The 23,454-nt window shown below is 66.7% G+C and carries 19 protein-coding genes; 7 read left to right on the forward strand and 12 right to left on the reverse strand.

The features are described from left to right. Positions 1–2: 2 nt before the first annotated feature. The 3 genes from H8S47_RS03995 to H8S47_RS04005 form a co-directional block, all read right to left on the reverse strand. Positions 3–920 (reverse strand): FecR family protein, encoded by a 918-nt coding sequence (locus H8S47_RS03995; RefSeq protein ID WP_187502627.1) that lies wholly within the window; start codon positions 918–920, stop codon positions 3–5. Between the two features lie 36 nt (positions 921–956). Further along, positions 957–1,472, reverse strand: a complete 516-nt coding sequence (locus tag H8S47_RS04000) for an RNA polymerase sigma factor (RefSeq protein WP_187502628.1) — start codon at positions 1,470–1,472, stop codon at positions 957–959. A 95-nt stretch (positions 1,473–1,567) separates the two neighbouring features. Then, a complete protein-coding gene (locus H8S47_RS04005; RefSeq protein WP_187502629.1) occupies positions 1,568–2,881 on the reverse strand; it encodes a chymotrypsin family serine protease in 1,314 nt (437 codons plus the stop codon). Between the two features lie 160 nt (positions 2,882–3,041). On the opposite strand from H8S47_RS04005, the gene H8S47_RS04010 reads away from it, so the two are divergent. Then, positions 3,042–5,072 carry a S9 family peptidase gene (locus H8S47_RS04010; RefSeq protein ID WP_187502630.1) on the forward strand — a complete coding sequence of 677 codons (2,031 nt, stop codon included), beginning with the start codon at positions 3,042–3,044 and terminating at the stop codon, positions 5,070–5,072. A gap of 291 nt (positions 5,073–5,363) precedes the next feature. Here the strand turns inward: H8S47_RS04010 and H8S47_RS04015 are convergent, their stop codons facing one another. Continuing rightward, a complete protein-coding gene (locus H8S47_RS04015; RefSeq protein ID WP_187502631.1) occupies positions 5,364–6,299 on the reverse strand; it encodes a DUF808 domain-containing protein in 936 nt (311 codons plus the stop codon). Between the two features lie 149 nt (positions 6,300–6,448). Between H8S47_RS04015 and H8S47_RS04020 the strand changes: the two genes are divergently transcribed. From H8S47_RS04020 to H8S47_RS04030, 3 genes are all read left to right on the forward strand, one after another. After that, positions 6,449–7,474, forward strand: a complete 1,026-nt coding sequence (locus tag H8S47_RS04020) for an adenosine deaminase (RefSeq protein WP_187502632.1) — start codon at positions 6,449–6,451, stop codon at positions 7,472–7,474. Then, positions 7,471–8,451 (forward strand): bile acid:sodium symporter family protein, encoded by a 981-nt coding sequence (locus H8S47_RS04025; protein ID WP_187502633.1) that lies wholly within the window; start codon positions 7,471–7,473, stop codon positions 8,449–8,451. Before H8S47_RS04020 ends, H8S47_RS04025 begins: the two co-directional genes overlap by 4 nt. 86 nt (positions 8,452–8,537) lie before the next feature. Further along, positions 8,538–10,688 carry a histidine kinase dimerization/phosphoacceptor domain -containing protein gene (locus H8S47_RS04030; RefSeq protein ID WP_413243619.1) on the forward strand — a complete coding sequence of 717 codons (2,151 nt, stop codon included), beginning with the start codon at positions 8,538–8,540 and terminating at the stop codon, positions 10,686–10,688. A 39-nt stretch (positions 10,689–10,727) separates the two neighbouring features. Here H8S47_RS04030 and H8S47_RS04035 read toward each other — a convergent pair whose 3' ends face one another. After that, the gene (locus H8S47_RS04035) at positions 10,728–13,025 is read right to left on the reverse strand and encodes a TonB-dependent siderophore receptor (RefSeq protein WP_214654924.1); all 2,298 of its coding nucleotides are present in this window, start codon (positions 13,023–13,025) and stop codon (positions 10,728–10,730) included. Between the two features lie 89 nt (positions 13,026–13,114). Here H8S47_RS04035 and H8S47_RS04040 point away from each other — a divergent pair, with 89 nt between their 5' ends. From H8S47_RS04040 to H8S47_RS04050, 3 genes are read left to right on the forward strand one after another with little or no spacing between them, the layout of a single operon-like run. Further along, positions 13,115–13,438: an iron transporter gene (locus H8S47_RS04040; RefSeq protein WP_187502636.1), complete on the forward strand. Its 324-nt coding sequence runs from the start codon at positions 13,115–13,117 to the stop codon at positions 13,436–13,438. A gap of 32 nt (positions 13,439–13,470) precedes the next feature. Then, a complete protein-coding gene (locus tag H8S47_RS04045) occupies positions 13,471–14,994 on the forward strand; it encodes a PepSY-associated TM helix domain-containing protein (RefSeq protein WP_187502637.1) in 1,524 nt (507 codons plus the stop codon). Then, positions 14,987–15,292: a DUF3325 family protein gene (locus tag H8S47_RS04050; RefSeq protein ID WP_187502638.1), complete on the forward strand. Its 306-nt coding sequence runs from the start codon at positions 14,987–14,989 to the stop codon at positions 15,290–15,292. Before H8S47_RS04045 ends, H8S47_RS04050 begins: the two co-directional genes overlap by 8 nt. A 220-nt stretch (positions 15,293–15,512) precedes the next feature. On the opposite strand, the gene H8S47_RS04055 is transcribed toward H8S47_RS04050, so the two are convergent. From H8S47_RS04055 to rpmI, 7 genes are all read right to left on the reverse strand, one after another. Continuing rightward, positions 15,513–17,081 carry a peptide chain release factor 3 gene (locus tag H8S47_RS04055; protein ID WP_187502639.1) on the reverse strand — a complete coding sequence of 523 codons (1,569 nt, stop codon included), beginning with the start codon at positions 17,079–17,081 and terminating at the stop codon, positions 15,513–15,515. Between the two features lie 332 nt (positions 17,082–17,413). After that, positions 17,414–18,295, reverse strand: coding sequence for an aldose 1-epimerase family protein (locus H8S47_RS04060; protein WP_187502640.1), 882 nt, complete (start codon positions 18,293–18,295; stop codon positions 17,414–17,416). A 288-nt stretch (positions 18,296–18,583) separates the two neighbouring features. Continuing rightward, positions 18,584–20,998, reverse strand: a complete 2,415-nt coding sequence (gene pheT / locus H8S47_RS04065) for a phenylalanine--tRNA ligase subunit beta (RefSeq protein ID WP_187502641.1) — start codon at positions 20,996–20,998, stop codon at positions 18,584–18,586. Continuing rightward, positions 20,995–22,089 (reverse strand): phenylalanine--tRNA ligase subunit alpha, encoded by a 1,095-nt coding sequence (gene pheS / locus H8S47_RS04070; RefSeq protein WP_187502678.1) that lies wholly within the window; start codon positions 22,087–22,089, stop codon positions 20,995–20,997. Before pheS ends, pheT begins: the two co-directional genes overlap by 4 nt. Positions 22,090–22,111: 22 nt before the next feature. Then, the gene (locus tag H8S47_RS04075; protein ID WP_187502642.1) at positions 22,112–22,441 is read right to left on the reverse strand and encodes a GIY-YIG nuclease family protein; all 330 of its coding nucleotides are present in this window, start codon (positions 22,439–22,441) and stop codon (positions 22,112–22,114) included. Positions 22,442–22,750: 309 nt separating this feature from the next. Next, positions 22,751–23,116 carry a 50S ribosomal protein L20 gene (gene rplT / locus H8S47_RS04080; RefSeq protein WP_056054375.1) on the reverse strand — a complete coding sequence of 122 codons (366 nt, stop codon included), beginning with the start codon at positions 23,114–23,116 and terminating at the stop codon, positions 22,751–22,753. A 19-nt stretch (positions 23,117–23,135) separates the two neighbouring features. Further along, a complete protein-coding gene (gene rpmI, locus H8S47_RS04085; protein WP_031395289.1) occupies positions 23,136–23,339 on the reverse strand; it encodes a 50S ribosomal protein L35 in 204 nt (67 codons plus the stop codon). Positions 23,340–23,454: the final 115 nt, after the last annotated feature.

Consider the following 23,454-nt stretch of genomic DNA (forward strand, 5'->3'; position numbering starts at 1 on the left):
CCTCACGAGCGGGAGGACATCACCCAGTGGCCACCACGCTTGCGGATCGCGACACCCAGCAGCGGCGCGGCGAGCCGTGGGTCGCCCGACAACTTGGCGGTCGCGATGCTACCGCTGAACGGACGCTTCGCCACTGTCGGGTCGGCGCGCAGGTCGACGCCGAGCGCGCGCGACAGGTCGTCCGCGACTTCCGCCAGCGTCGCGCCTTCATACGCCAGCACGCTGTCGCGCCACGACCCGACGCTGGCGACGTCGACATTGGTCACGGTCGCCTCGCCGTCGCGCACGACCAACCCCTGCCCCTTCACGAGCCGGATGCCGTCGCGTCCCGGGTTATAGTCGACCGCGCCCTCGGACACCGCGACGTGGGTCTCGCCACGCGCGAACTTCACGTCGAACGCGGTGCCGACATCGACCAGTCGCGCGCCGCCGACGCTCACCTCGAACGGATCGCTGTCGTCGTGCCGGACCACGAACATCGCCTCGCCGCGCTCCAGTGTCGCGACCCGCGGGTCGTCGCGATCGAGCATCAGGCGTGTCGCACCACCCATCGCGATGCTGCTCCCGTCCGCGAGTTGCACCGTCCGCATGGCGCCCGCCGCGGTTTCGACAGCATAGGGGTGCGCGCGCGTTTCGAGCGCCTCATAGCCGACGAACAACGCCAGCGACGCCGCGATCGCGCCGCCGGTCCAGACCGGCCAGCGCCTCCGCGGAGGCTGCATCGCGATCGGCGCGGACTGCACGGGACGCACGGTCGCCGCCATCTCCGCGATATCCGCCGACATCGCATGATACGCCGCCGCATGACGCGGGTCCGCCTCCAGCCAGGCGTGGAACGCCGGCCAGTCGTCGAACGCGTCGCTGCCGGTCCGGACTACCCAGTCCAGCGTTTGCGCGTTGATATCGTCATGCTCCGCCATCATGGCCTCCTATAGCCGAAGACGGAGACGATCGTATCAGGCCTCATCATAGCGTCGCTTTGCATCGATCATCGCGCGATAGGCCTTTCGCAGGTCGCCCTCGACGGTGCTGAGGCTCACGCCGAACTCCGCCGCGACCGTCCGCTGCTCGATCCCATCGATCCGGTGCCGTCGAAATATCCGCGCTGCCCGGTCGCCGACCGACTGCAACGCCGTCTCCGCTAGCGCCGCCTGCTCGCGCGCGATCACGACGCGTTCGGCGGACGGCTCCTCGGACCGATCGAGCGAGGGGCCACCAGTCGCCTCGGTCCATTCCCGATCCCGCTTCTCGGCCTGCCGCACCGCGCGGTGGCGGTCGAGCATCAGATTGTTCGCCATCCGGTACAGATACGACAGCGGCGACGCGATCGGCCCGGTCGGCGCCGACTGTATCCGCATCCACAGCTCGTGCAGCAGATCCTCCGCCGCATCGCCCGCGCCGAGCGAGCGGAGAAACCGCAGCAGCGTGTCGCGGTTCGCGAGGAAAACGGCCTCAAGGCCCGAGGAGTCCATGTTCCGCCCGTGTCGATAGGCCGCCGATCGGCGCTCGGCGGCACCGTGTTCCCGGCGGGACTACAGCGCTTGGCGGGGAGACACAATCGGCCGCCCTATTGGTGCAGCAGCGTCCAGCCCTGCGGCAGGTAATCCGTCGACATGTAATAATAGAACAGGCACGTGCCGTCGCGGCGATAGGTACCGCCCTTGACGATGCCTAGCGCAGTGGTGCCCTCGAACACCGGCGCACCGCTGTCGCCCGCCTTGCACGTCGGCCCCTCGACCGCGACCCAGGTCGGCAGGCACGCGCCGCCGCACAGATCACCCGCCGGCGCGAAATCGACCATCGCCACCACCGCGCAGCTATAGCCAGTCCGCTCGCCGCGATGGCAGACGAAGTCGCCCGCGCGGGTGCTGGTGCGGTAGCGCCATGTCGCGACGGGCCGCGCGAGCGTCTTGGCGGTGTCCGCATAGAACAGCGGCGCGTAGGCGATGCCCGGGGCGGTCGCGATGTTGACCTGTACGTCCTGATATCCCCAGCCCCATTGCCCGACGAACGCCAGCGGCCAGTCCTCGCGGCTGCCGTCCGAAGGGCGCTTGCCGACATAGGAGAGCGTGTCCGGGCAATGCGCCGCGGTGACCACGCCGTTCCGGATGCCATCGGACACGACGAAGCCCGTCGTGCAGGCATAGCGCTTGCCATCGACGGTACCGACCACGCGTCCGCCGCCCTCGATGGCTCCGCTTGAGGCAGGCGCCACGGCGGGTGCAGCGGGCGCAATCACCGCCTGCATGTCGACCGGCGGCCGATCGACGACGTCGATGCGTACCGGCACGCCGGTCATCGCCGCGATGCGCTCGCGCAATTCGCCGTTCCGGTCGAGATCCGCATCCGAGCTGGCAGTCATCACCACAAGTTCGCCGGTCCGCTGGTCCACGCCCAGCCCGGGCGGATGCGGCAGGGAGTCGCGGATCTTCGCCTGATAGGTGGTGATCGCGGCCAGCACCGCCTCCCGCGTCGCGGCCGCGCCGGTGCGGAAGACGATCGGAACGGTCATCCCGCCGGCGACAACCTGCTGGTCCGGCACAGGATCGGTGCCGGTCAGCAGCACGACGATCCGGTAGGTCGGCAGATGCTCGATCGCGATCCCGGCCCAGCGATCCTTGAAGGTTTCGCGCAGCGCGTCGGTCGCCGGCACGCTGTCGCCCTGCGCCCGCAGCCGCCGCAACGCCTCGTCGAACGGCACGCCGAACCGCCGCGCATATTCCCCCGCGTCCTGCATCAGCGCATCGACCGGCAACTGCACATGCGCCTGCACATGCGCCGGGCCACTCGTGGGCGGGGGAGCGACCTGCGCGGCGGACGCGGTCGCCATGGCAACCGCAAGCAGCGCACTCGCCGTCCCGCGGATCAAAGACTTCAACATGCAAGGCGATCCTGGAGGCGTTGGGCGATCATGACCTGATACCGCCATGATCTGAACCGGTGCTTTCACGCAAGCGAAGCCGGGGTGTGCAAGCGAAGCTGAGCGGGCAAGCAATCGAGGTGATTGCGCGCAATCTCGCAAGCGTCCTATCAAGCACGCCATGAAGATCCTGCTCTCCGCCAGCCTCGCCGTGCTCGCCTTTGCGAGTGCCCCCGCCGCCGCCCGGCAACTCACCATCGACGACGTCACGATGCTCAGCCGCGTCGGTGCGCCGACCACGTCGCAGGACGGACGCTGGCTCGTCTGGGCGCAGCGCGAAACCGATCTCGCGGCGGACAAGGGCCGTTTCGATCTCTGGCGGCTCGACCTCGGCACGCCGGGCGCGACGCCGGTGAAGCTGCTCGCCGATCCGCAGGTCAACGAGAACGACCCGCAGATCGTCGGCAGCACGGTCTATTTCACGTCCGACAAGGGCGGCGAGGATGCGGTCTGGTCGGTGCCCGTCACAGGCGGCACGCCGCGCAAGCTGACCGCTTTCAAGGGCGGGTTCAGCGGCTTCAAGGTTGCGCCGACCGGCGACAAGCTGCTCGTCTGGGCGGATCGCAAGCCGGGTGCACCGAGCCTCGAGCCCGCGATGGTCAAGAAGGACCCGAACGCGGGGGCCGGGCGGATCTACGACCAGCTGTTCGTGCGGCATTGGGATACATGGGCGGACGGCACGCGCTCGCAGCTGTTCGTGCTGCCGCTGACCGCCGCGGGTGCGACCGGGAACGGCGTTCCGCTGGTCGGTGCGCTGGTCGGCGATGCGCCGTCCAAGCCGTTCGGCGGCGGCGAGGAAGTCTCGTGGAGCCCCGACGGCCGCACCGTCTATTTCGCCCTGCGCGAGGCCGGGCGGATCGAGGCGCTGTCGACCAATCTCGACATCTTCTCGGTGCCCGCGGACGGCTCTGCGGCCCCGGTCAACCTGACCGCGGCGAACACGGCGACCGACAACCTGCCGACGGTATCGCCCGATGGCCGCACGCTCGCCTATTTCGCGATGCGCCGGCCGGGGTTCGAGGCGGATCGCCAGGTGCTGACGCTGCGCGATATCGCCAGCGGCAAGACGGTGTCGCTGACCGAGCGCTGGGACCGGTCGGTCGGCTCGATCGCGTGGGCGCCGAACTCGAAGTCGCTCTACGTGACGGCGGACGACACGCAGGAGACGCCGCTGTTTCGCGTCGATGCGACCACCGGTGCCGTCACGCGGCTGACGCAGGAGGGCCATGTCGGCGCCGTCGCGATCACGCCGCGTGGGCCGGTGGTGGCGATGGACAGCCTCACCGCACCGGCCGATTTCTTTCGTCTTGGCACCGGCGCACCGCAGCGCCTGACTCAGGTCAACGCTGCGAAGCTCGCCGGGATCGACATGCCGACCGTCACGCGGTTCAACTTCAAGGGCGCGAACGCCGACACCGTCTGGGGCTATGCGGTGAAGCCGTACGGCTCGGCGGGGAAAGTCCCGATCGCCTACATGGTGCACGGCGGACCGCAGGGATCGAGCAACAACAGCTGGTCCTATCGCTGGAACCCGGCGGTGTTCGCAGGCGCCGGCTACGGACTGGTCGCGGTCGATTTCCATGGGTCGACCGGCTACGGGCAGGGCTTCACCGATGCGATCAGCAACAATTGGGGCGGCTGGCCGCTCGAGGATCTGCAAAAGGGGCTGAAGGCCGCGACCGACAAGTTCGCGTGGCTCGATGCCGACAATGCCTGCGCGCTCGGCGCGTCATACGGCGGCTATATGATGAACTGGATCGAGGGGCAGTGGCCCGATCGCTTCAAGTGCATCGTCCAGCATGACGGCGTGTTCGACGCGCGCGCGATGGCGTACGAGACCGAGGAGCTCTGGTTCGACGAATGGGAGCATGGCGGCAAGGCCTATTACGAGGACCCGCAGGCGTTCGAGAAATGGAACCCGGTCAACTACGTCGCCAAGTGGAAGACGCCGATGCTGGTGATCACCGGCGAGAAGGACTTCCGGATTCCGTACACGCAGGGGCTGGCGACGTTCACCGCGTTGCAGCGCCGCGGGATTCCGTCGCGGTTACTGGTCAACCCGAACGAGAACCACTGGGTGCTGAAGCCGAAGAACTCGCGGCAATGGTATGGTGAAGTGCTGGGCTGGATGGGGAAGTGGACTGCGAAGTAGCGGCCGCTTTCTCCCACAAAATACCTCCCTCTATCCCACAGAATACCTCCCCGGCGAAGGCCGGGGCCCAGGTGGGAAGGTCGCAGTAACGGAGCGCACCCTTAGTTAGCCACGTTATCCAACTGGACCCCGGCCTTCGCCGGGGAGGTGCCTTAGTGGGGAGGTTCGGCTGCCCCGGCAGCCCATGTCCCCGGCTTCTTATGCTCAATTGTTCTCCCGCGAAGGCGGGGACCCAGACTGGGCTCCCGCCTTCGCGGGAGAACAAGGAGGCGTGAATGACGCTCCCCCGGATCAGTGCGCCTTCTTGCCCTTCACCGCATGCAACCCCAGCGCGATCGCGCCGCCCAAGATCAACCCGACGATCCCCGAGAAGAACGCGTTCACCGCCCAGTTCACGATCCCCTTCGCGACCGGCACCGCCGCCGCGGCGCTCTCGGCCGTGTGATGAATCCAGTGCGGCACAGCGGTGAACCCGAAATCCTCGACGCCGTGGACGATGATCTGGCCGCCGACCCACACCATCGCCGCGGTCCCGATCACCGACAGCGCCGACATCACCAGCGGCATGCCCTTCACCAGACCGCGCCCGAGCGCCTGCACCGCCGCGCCGTTGCGCTGCGCCAGATGCAGGCCGATGTCGTCCATCTTCACGATCAGCGCGACCACGCCGTATACCGCGATCGTGATGACGATGCCGACCAGCGCGAGCACGATCGCCTGCTCCCAGATCGGCTTGGTCGCGACGTCGGACAGCGCGATCACCATGATCTCGGCGGACAGGATGAAGTCGGTGCGGATCGCGCCCGAGACCTTCTGCGCCTCCAGCGCCTTCGGGTCGGTCGGCGCGTCGACCACCTCCTCGGCATGGCCGCCGCCGAACGCCTCGAGGATCTTCTCCGCGCCCTCGAAGCACAGATACGTGCCGCCGAGCATCAGCAACGGCGTCAGCAACCACGGCGCGAACGCACTCAACGCCAGCGCCGCCGGCAGGATGAAGAGCAGCTTGTTGCGGAACGAGCCGAGCGCGATCTTGCCGATCATCGGCAGCTCGCGCTTCGGCTCGAAGCCGACCATGTAGCGCGGCGTCACCGCGGCATCGTCGACCACCACGCCGATCGCCTTGCTGCCCGCCTTGCTGGTCGCCGCGCCGATATCGTCGAGGCTGGCGGCGGCGAGCTTGGTGATACCGGCGATGTCGTCGAGCAGTGCGACCAGTCCTGTGGGCATCGAGTCTGTCCTTCGCTAGGCGCGGGTTGATGAGTGGCGTTCACGCGCTCGGTAACGTGACAGGATTGTCATGCAACGGCTTTCGCACTTGCGGTAGTGCATGGCGCGCGGAATGGTTGCGGCCACGACGACCAAAGACAGGACGGATCATGACCCCACCTTCCATTTACGGCGACTTCATCACGAACCTGCCAAAGGCCGAACTGCACCTCCATATCGAGGGCAGCCTGGAGCCCGAACTCATGTTCGCGCTGGCCGAGCGTAACAAGGTCGCGATCCCGTTCAAGAGCGTCGAGGACGTCCGCGCGGCCTACAGCTTCACCAACCTCCAGACCTTCCTCGACATCTATTATGCGGGCGCCGCGGTGCTCCAGACCGAGGAGGATTTCCGCGATCTGGCAGTCGCCTATTTCGACCGGGTCGCGGCAGACGGCGTGGTGCATGCCGAAATCTTCTTCGACCCGCAGACGCACACGCACCGTGGCATACCCTTCGATGTCGTCGCACGCGGACTGTTCGCAGGCATCGACGAAGCGCAGGCCAAGCACGGCATGTCGGTCGGGCTGATCATGAGCTTCCTCCGCCATCTCGACGAGGAGGACGCGTTCAAGACCTTCGCGCAGGCGGAGCCGTGGCTCGACCAGTTCATCGGCGTCGGGCTCGATTCGTCCGAAGTCGGCCATCCGCCGTCGAAGTTCGCGCGCGTGTTCGCGGCGTCGGCGGATGCCGGGCTGATGCTGTGCGCGCATGCCGGCGAGGAGGGCCCGCCTGCGTATATCCACGAGGCGCTCGATATCCTCCAGGTGGACCGGATCGACCACGGCAACCGCGCGCTGGAGGATCCGGCGCTGGTCGCCCGCCTCGCCCGCGATGCAATGACACTGACCGTGTGCCCGCTGTCGAACGTCGCATTGCGCAACGTCGACCGGCTCGAGAACCATCCGATCGACCGGATGCTCGATCTCGGCCTGCGCGCGACGATCCATTCGGACGATCCGGCCTATTTCGGCGGCTATATCGGCGAGAATTTCCGCCAGACGGCGCGCGCGAAAAATCTGTCGCGCGAGCAGGTGGTGACGCTCGCCCGCAACAGCTTCCTCGGCAGCTTCCTCGACGACGAGGCGCTCAGCGGCCATCTCGCGACGCTGGATGCATACGTTAAAGCGCACCCGTGACCCAACGTTTCCTGGCGGTCTTCGAGCCGTTCATCCTGCTGCTGCTCGGTACGGTCGTGTTGGCGAGCCTTTTGCCGGCTCGCGGCGAGATGGCGACGATCGTTGGCTATGCGGCGGATATCGGGATCGTCCTGCTGTTCTTTCTGCACGGCGCCAAGCTGTCGCGCGACGCCATCTGGGCAGGCCTGCGCAACTGGAAGCTGCACCTCGCGGTGCTGGCGGTGACGTTCGTCGCGTTCCCGCTGTTCGGTCTCGGGCTCAGTGCGCTGCCGTTCGTCAACGGACCGCTGGCCGCCGGGCTGCTGTTCCTGACCTTGCTCCCCTCTACGGTTCAGTCGTCGATTGCCTTCACCGCGATCGCCCGCGGCAATGTCGCCGCGGCGGTGTGCAGCGCGTCGTTCTCCAATCTTCTCGGAATTCTCATCACGCCGGCGCTGGTCGCGGTGCTAATGAAGGCATCGGGCAGCGGCGGGATCTCGATCGACAGCGTCGAGGCGATCGTGCTGCAATTGCTCGTGCCGTTCGTCGCTGGCCATCTGCTGCGTCCTTGGATCGGCGCGTGGGTGACGCGGCGGAAAGCGATGCTGACGGTGGTCGATCGTGGCTCGATCCTGCTGGTGGTCTACAGCGCGTTCGGCGCCGCGGTGGTCGAGGGGTTGTGGACCAAATTGTCGATCGGCGACCTGATGCTGATCGGGCTGCTCTGCGCCGCGCTGCTCGCGTTCGTTCTCGCGCTTACCTTCGCCGTCGCGCGGCTAATGAAACTCCCGCGAGAGGATGCGATCGTGCTGCAATTCTGTGGTTCGAAGAAGAGCCTCGCCTCGGGCGTGCCGATGGCCGGCGTGCTGTTCCCGCCCGCGCAGGTCGGCGTGATCCTGCTGCCGCTCATGCTGTTCCACCAGTTGCAACTGATCGCCTGCGCGGTGATCGCGCGCCGCTATGCCGAGAGCGCGCCACGCGATACTGCCCTGGGTTAACACTCTAAACCCTTGCCGGTATTTGCTTTGTTCCACCGGTAGCGGCATGGTCGGAGTGCTATCACGAGAGTTTCCAGTTCATGAGCGTGCCGAGCGATACTGCCATCCCCGCCGCGGACGTGGGGCTGGACCTGACCGCGTGCGACCGCGAGCCGATCCACATACCGGGCGCGATCCAGCCGCACGGCCTGTTGCTGGTCGCCGACGCCGCGACCCTCGCGATCGTCGCAGGGGCCGGCGATATCGAGGCGCGGCTGGCCGACGACTGGCTGGGACGAGACCTGTCGGCGCTGTTGGCGCAGGATATCGCGGCGTTGTTCGCGACCAGCGAGACGGTCGCCGGAGTCGCGCTGGCCGGCGCGCCGGTAACCGGGGTTTCCGAACACTTCGACGTCACGCTCCACCGCAGTGCGGATCACGTGCTGGTCGAGCTCGAACCGATCGCGGGCGTGCCGGTCACCGCCGCGGCGATGCTCGGCCGGCTCAACGCGATGGCGATGACGTTCGAACGCGCCGGCAATCTGCAGGCGCTGTGCGAGCGCGCGGCGATCGCGTTCCGGCAACTGACCGGTTTCGACCGCGTCATGGTCTACCGCTTCCTTGACGACGAGGCCGGACGCGTGATGGCGGAGGACAAGGTGTCGGGACTCGGCACCTTCCTCAACCATCATTTTCCCGCCTCGGACATCCCCCGGCAAGCGCGCGCTCTGTATGTGCGCAACCGGACGCGGACGATTCCGGCGATCGACTATGCGCCTGCGATGTTGCGACCGGCCGGGTTCGAGACTCTCGATCTTAGCGATGTCGCGCTGCGCAGCGTCTCGCCGATCCACCTGCGCTATCTCGCCAATATGGGGGTCGCGGCGTCGGCATCGATCTCGATCGTCAAGGACGGCCTGTTGTGGGGCATGATCGCCTGCCATCACGGATCGCCGCGCGTGCTGACCCCCGATATCCGCGCGGCCTCGTCGACTCTGGCGAGTGGCCTCGCCCGCCAGATCCGCGCGAAGGAGGAGGCCGAGACCTACCGCGAACGGCTCCGGCTGCGGGCGGCGGAAGACGCGGTCATCCCGAAGCTCGCGACCGACCCCGCCCCGCGCAGCATCGTCACCGCACTGCGCGACGACCTCAGGCGGATGCTGGACGGCGACGGCTTCGCGTTCGTCGACGGCGCGGTGGTGGCGATGCACGGCCTGTGCCCCGCCGAGGAGGACGTGCTCGACCTGGCGGAATGGGCGGTCACGCAGAACGGGATTGAGCCGTTCGCGACGCACGAACTGCCCTCGCTCTATCCCCGCGCCGAAACCTACAGGGCGGCCGCCAGCGGCGTGCTCGCGCTCCCGCTCATCGATGAAGGCGCGATGCTGTTGTGGTTCCGCGCCGAGCAGATCGAGGAAGTCGAATGGGCGGGCAATCCGCACAAGGCGGTTTCGGTCGACCCCAACGCCGTCCTCACGCCGCGTACGTCGTTCGAGTCCTGGACGCAGGCGGTCAGCGGTCGATCGCGGCGCTGGACCCGCGAGGAGATCGAGGCGGCGCACCGTCTGCGCCGGGCGTTCCACGACGCGCACGTCAACCAGCGGCTTCGTCTTCTCAACGGCGACCTGCAACGCACGCTCGCCGACAAGGACATCCTGATCGCGCAGAAGGACGTCCTGATGAAGGAGGTCAATCACCGCGTCCAGAACAGCCTCCAGCTGGTCGCCGCGTTCCTGTCTCTCCAGGCGAAATCGTCGGACGACGCAAAGGTGAAGGAGCATCTCGCCGAGGCGCAGGCCCGGCTCGCGGCGGTCGCGCTGGTTCACCGTCGCCTGTACCGCGACGATCAGGTCGAGTCGGTCGACCTGTCGCGCTATCTCGAGGAGCTGACCGACGACATGAAGACCTCGCTCGGCGAGGATTGGGCAGCGCGGATGAGCCTGGATCTCGCGCCGATCCTGGTCGCGACCGATCGCGCGGTGAACATCGGGCTGGTGCTGACCGAACTGGTGATCAACGCGAGCAAATATGCCTATGAGGGTCGCGCCGGACCGATCGAGATCGTGCTGGAACAGCACCGCAACCGGCTGCGCCTGATCGTCGCGGACCAGGGCGTCGGCAAATCGGGCACGCGCGAGGGCTTTGGCAGCCGGATGATGAAGGCGGTCGTCGCCGGACTGTCGGGCACGATCGAACAGGACGACAACATGCCCGGCCTGCGCGTCATCCTGACCGCGCCGATTGAGGATATGCGCTGACGTCCCGTCCGTTGCGAACGAAACGCCAGCGCAACCGCCTCACCAGTTGAAGCGGAGCGATCCGACGACGGTCCGCGAGGCACCGAAGTAACAGCTGTTGACGAAGAAACAGCTGGCGATGTGGCGCTTGTCGAACAGGTTCGCAACGTTCGCGGTCAGGCTCATGCCCTTGAGCGAGTCGTCGAATTTGCCGAGATCATAGCCGAGTACCGCGTCGACCAGCACATAGCCCGGCGACTGGAACCGGGTGGTGAGCGTCTGGCCTGCCGCCACGCGCGTGGCGGTGCCGTCCGACTTGCCGACATAGCGGACGCCGCCGCCGATGTTGAACCCCGACAGCGCGCCGCCGCCGCCGCCGCGTGACAGGTCGTAATTGACGAAGCTCGATGCGCTCCATGTGGAGATACCGAGCGGCTTGGTGCCGGTGACGCCGCTGAGCTGATCGCCGGTGCCGACGACCGGCGTGCCCTGCGTGACTTCGGGATCGGTATAGGTCCCGGCGACCGTGACCGTCAGGCCCGGTGTGATCTCGCCGCGCCCGTCGAGTTCGATCCCGCGGACTGCGACTTCGCCGATCTGGATAGAGAAATTGGGGTTGGCGGGATCGGTCGTCGGTACGTTCTGGCGACGCAGATCGAAGGCCGAGAGCGTGAACAGCGCGCTGGTGCCGGGCGGCTGGTATTTCAGGCCTGCTTCGTACTGGCGACCGGTAACGGGCACGAACGCTGCGCCGTCGAACGCGGTGCCGGTCTGCGGCTCGAAGCTTTCCGAATAGCTGACGAAGGGCGCCAGGCCGAACTTGGTCTCGTACAGCGCGCCGAGGCGTCCGGTGAACGCGGTCTGGTGAAGCCGGGTCACGCCGCTGGCCGCCCCTGCCGCGGCGTTGCGGTTCACCGTCGTCTGGTCGTACCAGTCGTAGCGCCCGCTCGCGATCAGTTGCAGCCCGCCGATCGCGATCTGGTCCTGCACATAGGCACCGACCTGGTCGATCTTACGAAAATTCCGCGTCTGCGTCAGCGCAAAACTCGGCTGCACCCCGCCATAGACCGGCGCGAACAGGTTCAGGTTCGGGATGCTGGTCGCCGGATCGGCAGTGACGCCGGTGTTGAACTGCTGGTCGTTATTGCCCTGGTTGTTCTGCCAGTCGACGCCGGCGAGCAGCGTGTGCTGCAAAGGCCCAGTAGCGAACTTGGCGGCCGCGTGATTGTCGATCGTGATCGTCCGGAACGACTCGTCGGACCCGCCCCCGCCGCGCACGATCGTCGAGAAATCGGTGTTGCGATTGGCGCCCGTGCCTGTCGTGGCGAACGCCGACAGGTAGATCTGGCGATAGTGGAGATCGACGTCGAGGTAGCGCGCACTCGTCGCCCAGCTGAGGCTGTCGTTGAAATCGTGGCGGAACAGCAGCGTCGCCGACTTCTGCTTTCGATCGAACGCTTCGTACGCTGGCTCGCTCACGTTGAAGTCGGTCGCGAACTGCCCGGACGGGTTGGTGAGTGCCGACCCATAGACCGGCACGCCGCTATACGACGCCGATTCCGGATCGCGCTGATAGTTGAGGATCAGGGTCACGCTGGTCGCGTCGTCGGGCGCGAAGGTCAGCATCGGCCGCGCGTAATAGCGCCGGTTGCCGGTCATCGTGACGAACCCGTCCGACCGCTCCGCACCCGCGATCACGCGGAACAGCCATTTGTGGTCCTTGTCGAGCGGCTGGTTCACGTCGATCGCGCTGCGCAACAGGTTAAAATTGCCGCCCGCCAGCTCGATCCGACCGCCGGACTCCGCATAGGGAACCTTGCTGGTGAGGTTGACCAGCCCGCCCGGCGTCGAGTTGCCGTAAAGGACCGACGCGGGCCCCTTGATCACGTCGACACGCTCGACGAGGTGGAAGTCGATCTGCGGCGTGGAATAGACTCCGCCGAGCAACCGCATGCCGTCCATATATTGGCCGGGCGCAAAGCCGCGGACGTAGAGCTGGTCGTAGCGGGTAGCGACATTGCCACGCTGGTTCGGCGAGACGCCCGCGACATAGCCGAGCGCCTGGTTGATCGACAGCGCGTTGCGGAGCGTCAGTTCCTTTTCGTCGATGCTGGTGATGACCTGCGGCGTGCGGATCAGCGGCGTCTCGGTCTTGGTGCCGGTGCTGCCGGTCTTGCGAATGCGCTCGCCGCTGACGACGATCTCGTCGCTGCGAGTCTGCGTATCGTCGTCGGTCGCCGCCGCATCGCGGGCCGTGGTCGGCGCCGACGCCGCTATAAGATCTGCCGCGAACACCGGCGTCCCGACGCTGCTTAGAGCGGTCCCCAGCAGCATCCCGCCTATAAATCGTCCCCGCATTACGCCGTCCACTTTTGATATTGATAATGACTCGCAAGGGCCGCTAAAGACGGTTGGCACGCACCGCAAGGAAAAATGACAGAATGTTCATGCACGGTCGGATCCCGAAACCCGGCCCATTTCCCAAGGGCCGGACAATCCGTCCCGTGGTCTGGATCATGGCGTTGCGGAGCACGACCGCGCTGGTCGGCGGCTATGCCGCGGCGGCAGTGCTGGCGACATTACTCGCCCGCCTGCTCCCGATCGCGCGCGTCGAAGCGACGAGCTGGGGCATGATCCTGTCGTTCGCGATCTATGCAGGCATCGCCCTCTGGTGTTTCCACGAACACCGCGTTTTGCGGGTCGCAGCGCTTGTGTGGGGAATCGCACTGGTCGGCGGCGGCTTACTCTGGCTGCTCGGCGTTCGTCCGTGAGTTCGGCTGCGAGAACCACATTGCGACAGAGCATGGCATGGATCCACGGCTGGCTGGGCCTGCTGGCGGGTTGGATCCTGTTCGCCATGTTCCTGACCGGGACGGCGAGCTATTTCCGGCCCGAGATCACGCAGTGGATGCAGCCGGAATTTCGCGCGAAGCCGGTCAGCAGCGCCCACGCCGCCGAGACTGCGGTGGCGCACATGCAGCGTGTCGGCGCGGACGATCTGCAATGGTACGTCTACCTCCCGGATGCCCGCACCGCGGTGACGCGGGTCTTCGAACAGCGCAAGCCGGAGCCCAGGACTCCCAGGCAGCGCGCACCCGAGATCGTGCTCGATCCCGCGACCGGCGATGTCGTGCATGCGCGCGAGACCCGCGGCGGCGAGCATTTTTATCGCTTCCATTTCCAGCTGCAATTGCCGCATCCGTGGGGACGTTGGCTCGCCGGGCTGTGCGCGATGTTCATGCTCGGCGCGATCGTGTCGGGCGTCATCACGCACAAGCGGATCTTCGCCGACTTCTTCACGCTGCGCTGGAACAAGGGGCAGCGCAGCTGGCTCGACGCGCACAACGTCTCGGCGGTGCTGGCGCTGCCGTATCACGCGATGATCACCTATACCGGGCTGATCACGCTGGTGGCGATGTACATGCCGTGGCCGGTCACCGCGAACTACGCCAAGCCTGCCAATTTCGCGCAGGCGGCGTTCGGCACGCCGACCGAGCGCGAGGCGCAGGGCGTGGCCAAGCCGCTGGTGGCGATCGGCCCGCTAGTCGCGGATGCCGAGCGACGCTTCGGTGCGCGAGTCGCGACCCTCGTGGTGCGCAACCCGAACGACGCCGCGAGCACGGTCACGCTGTACCGCCATGCGAACGCCTCGCTCAACGGACGCGGTCCGTCGGTCACCTATGCGGGCAGCGACGGGCGGTTCCTTGAGGGCGCTGGCGGCGTCGGGCCTGCGCTCGCGACCGCCGGCGTGATGCTCGGGCTGCACGTCGCGCAGTTCGCGGGGCCGGCGTTGCGCTGGGCGTATTTCGTGCTCGGTCTCACCGGTGCGGCAATGGTCGGAACCGGGCTGCTGCTGTGGACCGCCAAGCGTCGCAAGCCGGGCGCGATGCCGTTCTTCGGGCTGAAGCTGGTCGAGCGGCTGAACATCGGTGTCATCGCCGGCCTGCCGATCGGGATGGCCGCCTACCTGCTCGCTAACCGCCTGATCCCCGCCGAAACCCCAAACCGCGCCGACGCGGAGGTCGCCACGATGTTCTGGCTATGGAGCGCCGTTGCGGTGTTCCAGTTGTTGCGACCAGCCCGCCGCGCGTGGACCGAAGGGTTCGCGATTGGCGCCGCAGCGTTCGCGGCGATCCCGGTGGTCAATACGCTGACGACGTCGCGCGGATTGCCTCAATCGATACTGACCGACGACACGCTCTTCGCGGCATTCGATTTCGCCATGCTCGCGATTGCCGCGATGCTTGCACTCGGCGCGTGGCGCTCCGCCCGGAGCAGGCCCGTCGCGAAGATCCGCAAACCACAATCGGAGACCGTTCATGCTTGAAGCCACGATACTGTGCTTCTTCGGCTGGCTGCTGTTGGCGGCAACCTCCTTCCGGTATCGCCGCGATCTGGGGATAGCCGCGCCGTCAGCGATCCGTGCGCTACGCCTCGTCGCCGCGCTCGTGCTTACGGCCGCACTGTTCCACTGTGGCGCGCCGCTGACGGGCGAGCGCTTCGTGCGATTCCTCGGCGCGGCGTCGATTGCTGGCGTCGCGCTGGTGATGCTGCTGTCGTTCAAGCCGGCCGAGACGATGCAGCCGGTCCGGATCGCGTTGAAGGCCGTGCGTCCGCGGGGTTAGATACCGCGGTGGGAACGGGCGTGACCCGGTGGCGTTTCGAGGAAGCGGCGTCCAATCGACGCATGCTTTCGAAGAAGGACACTGCCTAGCGCCGAACTAAGCCCCTCTTCACCGGGCTCTGTACGACGGCGCTGACTGCTTTGCTTTCACCGCCTCTACCACGCGGGAACAGGAATGAGCCGGAGCGGCTTAGCACGCCCCACCCCTGTACCGTTTGCGGTTACCGTTCGCGCGTCGCGGCGAAGCGGATCTTGGCATAGCGTTCGGCGATGTAGTTCACTTCCCAAGCGCTTTTGGCGAGGAAGACGGGGTTGCCGTCGCGGTCCTTGGCCATCGCGCCGCGGTTGATCTCGGCGAAGGTCTTCAGTTCCAGCGGGTCTTCCGCCGTGATCCAGCGCGCGGTCTCGTAGGGAGCGGGTTCGAGCCCGGCCGCGACCTTGTACTCCGCATCCAATCGCGACAGCAGCACTTCGAGCTGGAGTTGCCCGACGACGCCGATGATCCAGTTCGAGCCGATGTCGGGGTAGAACACCTGCGTCACCCCCTCCTCGGCCATGTCGTCGAGCGCCTTGCGTAACTGCTTCGTCTTGGTGAAGTCCTTGAGCACAACGCGGCGCAGGATTTCGGGCGCGAAGTTCGGCAGGCCGGTGAAGCGGATCGCGGCCTTCTCGCTAAGCGTGTCGCCGACCCGCAGCGTGCCGTGGTTGGGGATACCGATGATGTCGCCGGGGAATGCCTCATCCGCCAGTTCGCGGTTCTGCGCGAAGAACAGGATCGGCGAATGGACCGCGATCGGCTTGCCGTGGCCGGTCGGGGTGAGCTTCATGCCGCGCTTGAACACGCCCGAGCACAGCCGCATGAACGCGATGCGGTCGCGGTGGTTGGGGTCCATGTTCGCCTGCACCTTGAACACGAAGCCGGTGACTTCGGGCTCGTCCGGGGACACGGGCGCAGGCTCGGCTGGCTGCGCGCGCGGTGGCGGGGCGTAGTCGGCGAGCGCGGCGATCAGTTCGGCAACGCCGAAGTCCTTGAGGGCCGAGCCGAAATAGACGGGGGTCAGGTTGCCCGCGCGATAGGCCTCGGGGTCGAAGCTCGAATAGCCGCCCTGCGCGAGTTCGGCTTCGTCGTTCAGGCGGATCATCGCTTCGGGGCTGAGGATCTTGGCGAGTTCGGGATCGTCGATGCCGGTGAACGGGATCGCCTTGCCCATGAACTCGCGGCTGTCCCCTTCGGGGCGGCTCAGCGTGTTGGCGTAGAGATCGTAGACACCCTCGAACTCGCCGCCCATGCCGACCGGCCAGCTCATCGGGCAGACGTCGAGCTGGAGCATCTCCGCCACCTCGTCGAGCAGCGAGAACGGATCGCGGCCCTCGCGGTCGACCTTGTTGACGAAGGTGATGATCGGCACGTTGCGCAGGCGGCAGACCTCGAACAGCTTGCGCGTCTGCGGCTCGATGCCCTTGGCGGCGTCGATCACCATGACGGCCGAGTCGACCGCGGTCAGCGTGCGATAGGTGTCCTCGGAGAAGTCTTCGTGGCCCGGCGTGTCGAGCAGGTTGAAGGTGATCCCCTGGCGCTCGAAGGTCATCACCGACGAGGTGACCGATATCCCGCGCTGCTGCTCGATCTTCATCCAGTCGGAGCGGGCGCGGCGGGTCTGGCCGCGCGCCTTCACCTCGCCGGCGAGATGGATCGCGCCGCCGAAATAAAGCAGCTTTTCGGTCAGCGTGGTCTTGCCGGCATCGGGATGAGAGATGATCGCGAAGGTGCGGCGGGGAAATTGGGTCATGGCGTGGGTCCGGTGAGCCGAGTCTGGGCTCGGAAGGTAAGGAAGTTCAGGCTACGTGCCGCTCGCAATCCCCTTCCCGCGCGGGACGCGGCGGGATCGGGAGGAGGCGGCATGCAGCGATCATCGCGTGCTATTGGCAGATGCGGGGCGTGTAGGACAGAGGGGGCCTCGATGAGGACCGGTGGCAGGAGCGACTCTGCTCCCCAAACGCAACGCTCTCCCCTCCCTGGAAGGGAGGGGTTGGGGGTGGGTCGGTCAGCTTTGGTCGCAACCGTGCCGTGATGCGGAAACCGACCCACCCCCTGCCCCTCCCTTTCAGGGAGGGGAGTTCGTCAGTGCTCCTGGACCAGCGTCACGCTCATTTCGATGCGCTTCGTACCGCCGGCGGGGATCTCGAACACGCCGGGTTTGTCGCGATAATCGCCGGTATAGCCCTCGGGGTCGGCGATGCCGTGCCAGGGTTCGACGCAGACATAGGCCGCGCCGGGCTTGGTCCAGATGCCGAGCTTGGGGGTGTCGGGGAAGGCGATGTGGAGTTGCGGGCCGGTCTTGGCGCCGTAGGTGACGGCGTCGGAGTGGATCGGATCCCAGACGAGGGCGTCCTTCGCGAAGAGTTCGTCGCGGAGGGCGATCACGCGGTTCTCTACCGGCGAGGGGCGTTCGTCGATGGCGATCTGGCCGTCGGGGCTGATCGCTTTCAACTTGCCGGGTTCGTCGGCGTCAAACGTGATGCGGTGGTCTGCGCGAGACTCGCCGTACGGGAGTGGCCAGGCGAAGGCGGGGTGGAAGCCGAAGCTTGCCGGCATCGCCGCGTCGGTGCGGTTGTGGATGCGCGCCTCGATCGCGAGCGTCGCGCCGTCGAGCGTGAAGACGATGTCGAGCGCGAACGCGAAAGGGTAGGCTTTCCGGGTTTCCTCGCTGTCGGTGAGGCGGAAGGTGGCGGAGGTTTCGGTCTGTGCGACGACCTCGAAGGTCGAGTGGCGGGCGAAGCCGTGCTTCTGCATCGGGTAGGCCTGGCCGTCGAGGCGGATGACGCCTTCGTTGACGACGCCGACGACGGGGAAGAGGACCGGCGCGCGACCGGTCCAGAATGCCGGGTCGGCGTCGGTCATCAACTCGCGGCCGTCGGCGTCGTGGAGGTGGGTGAGTTCGGCGCCGTGGGGGTTGATTTGGGCGGTGAGGTGGGCGTTGGCGATCGTGATCAGGTCGGTCATGGGGTTCCTTCCGTCATTCTTAACGCGCGAGGCCGCGTAACGCTCACAAGACAACCCGCGACATCAGCACCACCCCGGCGGAGGCCGGGGCCCAATTGGAGAACGGTGTTAACGAAGGGCATCGCTTCATCACGATGGCCTTGCCACTTGGGCCCCGGCCTTCGCCGGGGTGGTATGAGGACGCCAGCACGTAACCTCACCCTCGCCGCCTTCGGCGTCTCTCCCTCTCCCCTCGGGGTAAGGGAAGGGGCCCGCGGCCGCTTGGCCGTGGGAAGGGTGAGGGCACGGTTAAACGCGCAGGGTCGCGCCTTGTTTTGCTGCCGTGGCTACCACCTTGTCGGCGATCGCCTTGATCTCTTCGTCGGTGAAGCTCTTGGCGGTCGGTTGCAGGACGATCTCGACCGCGACCGACTTGTGGCCGTCCTCCACCCCAGCGCCGGTGAACACGTCGAACACCCGGGCGGAGACGATCGCGGCCTTGTCGGCCCCCTTGACCGCGCGGACCAGCGTGTCCGTGGCGAGCGCCGCGGGCACGAGGAACGCGAAGTCGCGGCGGACTGCTTGGAGTGCTGGCGGCGTGTAGGCAGGACGCGCGAAGCCGGTGGCGCGCTTAGGCGGAATCGCGTCGAGGTAGACTTCTACCGCGGCCACCGCGCCATCGAGGTCGAACGCCTTCAGCACGGATGGGTGGAGCATGCCGAAGCTCGCCAACACCGTCTTCGGCCCGAGGCGGAGCGTGCCCGACTGGCCCGGGTGCCAAGCGTCGCCGGCCTCACCCATCACTTGGAGGTTATCGACCGGCGCGCCCGAGGCCGCGAGCAGCGCAATCGCCTCGGCCTTCGCGTCATACGCGTCGAAGCTCGCAGCCTTGCCTTCGCGCCAGCCGCGGGGGCGGCGGTCGCCGGCGAGGACTACGCCTAGCGTCGCGCGTTCGGCGTCCGCCAGGTAGCGGCGGCCGATCTCGAACAGGCGAACGCTTTGCTGGCCGCGCTTGAGGTTGCGTCCCGTAGCGGCGAGCAGGCCGGGGAGCAGCGAGGGGCGCATGACCTTGAGGTCTTCGCTGATCGGGTTGGCGAGCGTCCACGCGCCGCCACCGAAAGGCGCGGCTTCGGCGTCGGAGAGGAAGCTCCAGGTTACCGCCTCGTCGAGGCCACGGGCTGCTGCCGCGCGACGTGCACGACGCTCGAGCTTCTGCTCGGGCGTGGCGGTGGGCTTGGCGACGCCGGGCATGCGCGGGAGCGGTGTCGATGGGATCGAACCGATGCCCTCGATGCGGACGACTTCCTCGACGAGATCGGCGGGGCCGTCGACGTCGCGGCGCCAGGTCGGGATGGTGACCGGCCATTTGCCCTCGATCGTCGAGAACAGCGCGTCGCTGAACGCATCGGCCGATTTGATCGCGCCGATCGTGAAGCCGAGCGACAGGAGCGTGCGCGCCTGGCGCTCGGGGGCGACGTGGAGGCCGCCGAGGTCTGCGCTGAGGCGCGGGTCGTAGTGGATTACGCGGGGTTCGAGCGGAGCTTCGCCCGAGCGGGTGACTTCACTCGCGCTGCCGCCGCAGATGTGGAGCACGAGCGCGGTGGCGATCGCGAGGCCATCTTCGAGGAACGCGGGGTCGACGCCGCGTTCGAAGCGGCTGCGCGCGTCGGAGGCGAGCGTCAGCTTCTGGCCGGTGCGCGCGATGTGGTCGGGATCGAAATACGCGCATTCGATCAGCACGTCGGTGGTGTCCGCGGAGATGCCCGAATGCTCGCCGCCCATGATGCCGCCGATGTCGTGCACGGCAGCGTCGTCGGCGATGACGGTCATGGTCGCGTCGAGCGTGTAGGTCTTGCCGTTGAGCGCGACGACCTGTTCGCCGTCCTTGGCTTTCCGCGCGACGAGGCCGCCGGAAAGCTTCGCGCGGTCGTAGACGTGCAACGGGCGGCCGAGGTCGATCATCAGATAGTTAGTGATGTCGACGAGCGCGGAGATCGGCTTCTGGCCGATCGCGATCAGGCTGCGGCGCATCCACTCGGGGGATTCGCCGTTGGTTACGCCAGTGACCGTTTGGGCGAAGAACGCGGGGCAGCCGGCAGTGTCGTCGGTGCGGACGTCGGGGCCTGCGCCCTCGCTCGTGAATGCGTCGAACGTCAGCGGCGTGAGCGTGCCGAGGCCAGCGGCGGCGAGGTCTCGGGCGATGCCCCGAACGCCCATGCAGTCCTGGCGGTTGGGCGTGATCGCGACATCGATGACGGGATCGGTCAGGCCGGCATAGTCGGGGTACGGCGTGCCGATCGGCGCGTCCGAGGGCAGTTCGATGATGCCGTCATGGTCCTCGCCGAGTTCCAGCTCGCGCGTCGAGCACATCATGCCGTTGGATTCGACGCCGCGGATGCTCGCAAGCTTGAGCGTGATGTCGAGACCGGGGACGTAGGCACCGGGTGCGCCGAACACGCCGACCAGACCGGCGCGCGCGTTGGGGGCGCCGCAGACGACCTGCAGCGGGCCGTTACCGGCGTCGACCGACAGGATCTGGAGCTTGTCGGCCTGCGGGTGGCGTTCTGCGCTGAGCACCTTGGCGATCTTGAACGCGGCCAGCTTCTCGCCGGGGTTCTCCACGCCTTCGACTTCGAGGCCGATGCGGGTCAGCGCCTCGACGATCTGGTCGATCGTGGCGGTGGTTTCGAGGTGCTGCTTGAGCCAGCTGAGGGTGAACTTCATGCGCCGACTCCGCCGGACAAGGTGGGGACGTCGAGGCTCGAAAAACCGTAATGCTTGAGCCAGCGGATATCGCCGTCGAAGAACGGGCGGAGATCGTCCATGCCGTATTTGAGCATGGCCAGGCGGTCGATCCCGCAGCCGAACGCGAAACCCTGCCATTCGTCGGGGTCGAGCCCGCACGCTTCGATCACCTTGCGGTGGACCATGCCGGAGCCGAGGATTTCCAGCCAGCCATCGGGCTCGGCGCCGCCGACGACGCGCTTGCCCTTCACCAGCGTGTAGCCGACGTCGATCTCGACCGACGGCTCGGTGAAGGGGAAGTAGCTGGGGCGCAGGCGGAGCACGATGTCGTCGCGCTCGAAGAACGCCTTCACGAACGTCTCGAGCGTCCACTTCAGGTGGCCGAGCGTGATGCCCTTGTCGATCACGAGGCCCTCGACCTGGTGGAACATCGGCGTATGCGTCGCGTCCGAGTCCGAGCGATAGGTGCGGCCGGGGGCGATGATGCGAATCGGGGGCTTCTGGCTCAACATCGTGCGGATCTGGACCGGCGACGTGTGCGTGCGGAGCAGCGAGAAGGTCGTCTTCTCGTCGGCGGTGCCGGCGGTCTTCGCGTCGATCCCCTGCTGGAGATAGAAGGTGTCGTGCATCGCCCGCGCGGGGTGCGTCTCGGGGATGTTGAGCGCGGTGAAATTGTGCCAGTCGGTCTCGATCTCGGGACCGGTGGCGACCGCGAAGCCGAGGTCGGCGAAGATCTCGGCGAGTTCGTCCATGACCTGGCTGACCGGGTGGATCGTGCCGGCGGGCGTGGCGTCGGCGGGGAGCGTCATGTCGAGCGTTTCGCTGGCAAGACGCGCGTCGAGCGCGGCGCGTTCGAGCGTGGCCTTGCGCTCGGCGATGCCGTTGGCGACGGCTTCGCGGAGGCCCTGGATCAGCGGGCCTTGGACGAGGCGTTCTTCCGGCGTCATCTTGCCGAGCGTCTTGAGCAGCGCGGTGATCGTGCCCTGCTTGCCGAGCGCCTCGACCCGGCACGCGTCGAGCGCGTCGAGCCCGGATGCGGCGGCGATCGCCGTCAGCATGTGATCGCGCATCTGGTTCAGGTCTTCGGTCACGTCATACTCCCAGGGCGGGTTCGGTTAGGCGGGGCAGCCCGAGGCCGATACCCAGATCGTCCCAACTTTCGTTGTGCGCTTCGATCAGGTCGATCTTCCACGCTCTTCGCCATTCCTTCAGCCGCTTCTCGCGTACGATCGCGGCCTCCATCGTGTCGAACATCTCGTAATAGGCGAGACGCTTGATGCCGTACCGGCGAGTGAAGCCGGGGATCAACCCCTCTCGGTGCTGAACCAGCCTTGCGAGCAAGTTTGAGGTGACGCCGATGTAGAGCGTGCCGTGGCGGCGGGAGTGGAGGATGTAGACGCACGGCTGGAAGGTTTCGCGCATTTCGTGCTCCCCTGATCACCGCGTCCCGGATCATTAGCATCCGTGATTTTAACTCCGTCATCCCGGCGGACGCCGGGACCCACGGTAGCGGGCGGGTGATGTTAGCACGTTATCGCCGGGTCCGCCGTAACCGTGGGTCCCGGCGTTCGCCGGGATGACGGAGGAGGGGTGGGCGGGACAGATGGGTACAAGAGGTGACGATTTCGGGGCGTCCCGCTTCAGTCACGCTCCAAGCGAGAACACCCAAACGCAGAAAGGGCGCCGGTGGTATCCCACCGACGCCCTCCCGAAACTCACCTCAGTCGCGAATTACGCGGCCTGGGGAAGCGCCGCCTTCACCTGTGCGACGATCGCGCTGAACGCAGCGCCCTCGTGCATGGCGATGTCGGCCAGGACCTTCCGGTCGAGTTCGATCCCTGCAAGCTTCACGCCGTGCATGAACTGCGAATACGTCAGGCCCTCGGCGCGGACGCCGGCGTTGATGCGCTGGATCCAGAGGCCACGGAACGTGCGCTTCTTAACCTTGCGGTCGCGATATGCGTACTGTCCGGCCTTCTCGACGGCCTGACGGGCGATGCGGATGGTGTTCTTGCGACGGCCATAATAGCCCTTCGCCTGAACCAAAATACGCTTGTGCTTGGCGCGGGTGGTAACACCCCGTTTTACGCGTGCCATTGTCTAATTCCTTCTCAGCTCAACGCAGGCCGTAAGGCGCCCAGGCCTTCACTGCTGCGGTATCGGCCTTCGACAGCAGCTTGGTGCCGCGGTTCTGACGGATGTACTTGCCGTTGTGATGCGCCAGACGGTGACGCTTGCCGGCGACGCCGTGCTTGAGCAGGCCGGTGGCGGTGAGCTTGAAGCGTTTCTTGACGCCGCTCTTGGTCTTCAGCTTGGGCATTTTTATCCTTTCGGTTACGAAGGAGGACGCTGAAATCGCCGCGGCAGCCCACACTGGCCGGGCGATTCGTCGAATGCGTTCCCTTCGAGGAAGCGGGCGCACTATCCGCATTGGT

The sequence above is a fragment of the Sphingomonas albertensis genome, from assembly GCF_014358075.1.
Lineage (GTDB): Bacteria > Pseudomonadota > Alphaproteobacteria > Sphingomonadales > Sphingomonadaceae > Sphingomonas > Sphingomonas albertensis.

Bases quoted from the DNA above. Each gene is read 5' to 3' on its own strand.
- H8S47_RS03995 (WP_187502627.1), bottom strand. From the start codon at position 920: ATGGCGGAGCATGACGATATCAACGCGCAAACGCTGGACTGGGTAGTC.
- H8S47_RS04000 (WP_187502628.1), bottom strand. From the start codon at position 1,472: ATGGACTCCTCGGGCCTTGAGGCCGTTTTCCTCGCGAACCGCGACACG.
- H8S47_RS04005 (WP_187502629.1), bottom strand. From the start codon at position 2,881: ATGTTGAAGTCTTTGATCCGCGGGACGGCGAGTGCGCTGCTTGCGGTT.
- H8S47_RS04010 (WP_187502630.1), top strand. From the start codon at position 3,042: ATGAAGATCCTGCTCTCCGCCAGCCTCGCCGTGCTCGCCTTTGCGAGT.
- H8S47_RS04015 (WP_187502631.1), bottom strand. From the start codon at position 6,299: ATGCCCACAGGACTGGTCGCACTGCTCGACGACATCGCCGGTATCACC.
- H8S47_RS04020 (WP_187502632.1), top strand. From the start codon at position 6,449: ATGACCCCACCTTCCATTTACGGCGACTTCATCACGAACCTGCCAAAG.
- H8S47_RS04035 (WP_214654924.1), bottom strand. From the start codon at position 13,025: ATGCGGGGACGATTTATAGGCGGGATGCTGCTGGGGACCGCTCTAAGC.
- H8S47_RS04040 (WP_187502636.1), top strand. From the start codon at position 13,115: ATGCACGGTCGGATCCCGAAACCCGGCCCATTTCCCAAGGGCCGGACA.
- H8S47_RS04045 (WP_187502637.1), top strand. From the start codon at position 13,471: ATGGCATGGATCCACGGCTGGCTGGGCCTGCTGGCGGGTTGGATCCTG.
- H8S47_RS04050 (WP_187502638.1), top strand. From the start codon at position 14,987: ATGCTTGAAGCCACGATACTGTGCTTCTTCGGCTGGCTGCTGTTGGCG.
- H8S47_RS04055 (WP_187502639.1), bottom strand. From the start codon at position 17,081: ATGACCCAATTTCCCCGCCGCACCTTCGCGATCATCTCTCATCCCGAT.
- H8S47_RS04060 (WP_187502640.1), bottom strand. From the start codon at position 18,295: ATGACCGACCTGATCACGATCGCCAACGCCCACCTCACCGCCCAAATC.
- pheT (WP_187502641.1), bottom strand. From the start codon at position 20,998: ATGAAGTTCACCCTCAGCTGGCTCAAGCAGCACCTCGAAACCACCGCC.
- pheS (WP_187502678.1), bottom strand. From the start codon at position 22,089: ATGCGCGATCACATGCTGACGGCGATCGCCGCCGCATCCGGGCTCGAC.
- H8S47_RS04075 (WP_187502642.1), bottom strand. From the start codon at position 22,441: ATGCGCGAAACCTTCCAGCCGTGCGTCTACATCCTCCACTCCCGCCGC.
- rplT (WP_056054375.1), bottom strand. From the start codon at position 23,116: ATGGCACGCGTAAAACGGGGTGTTACCACCCGCGCCAAGCACAAGCGT.
- rpmI (WP_031395289.1), bottom strand. From the start codon at position 23,339: ATGCCCAAGCTGAAGACCAAGAGCGGCGTCAAGAAACGCTTCAAGCTC.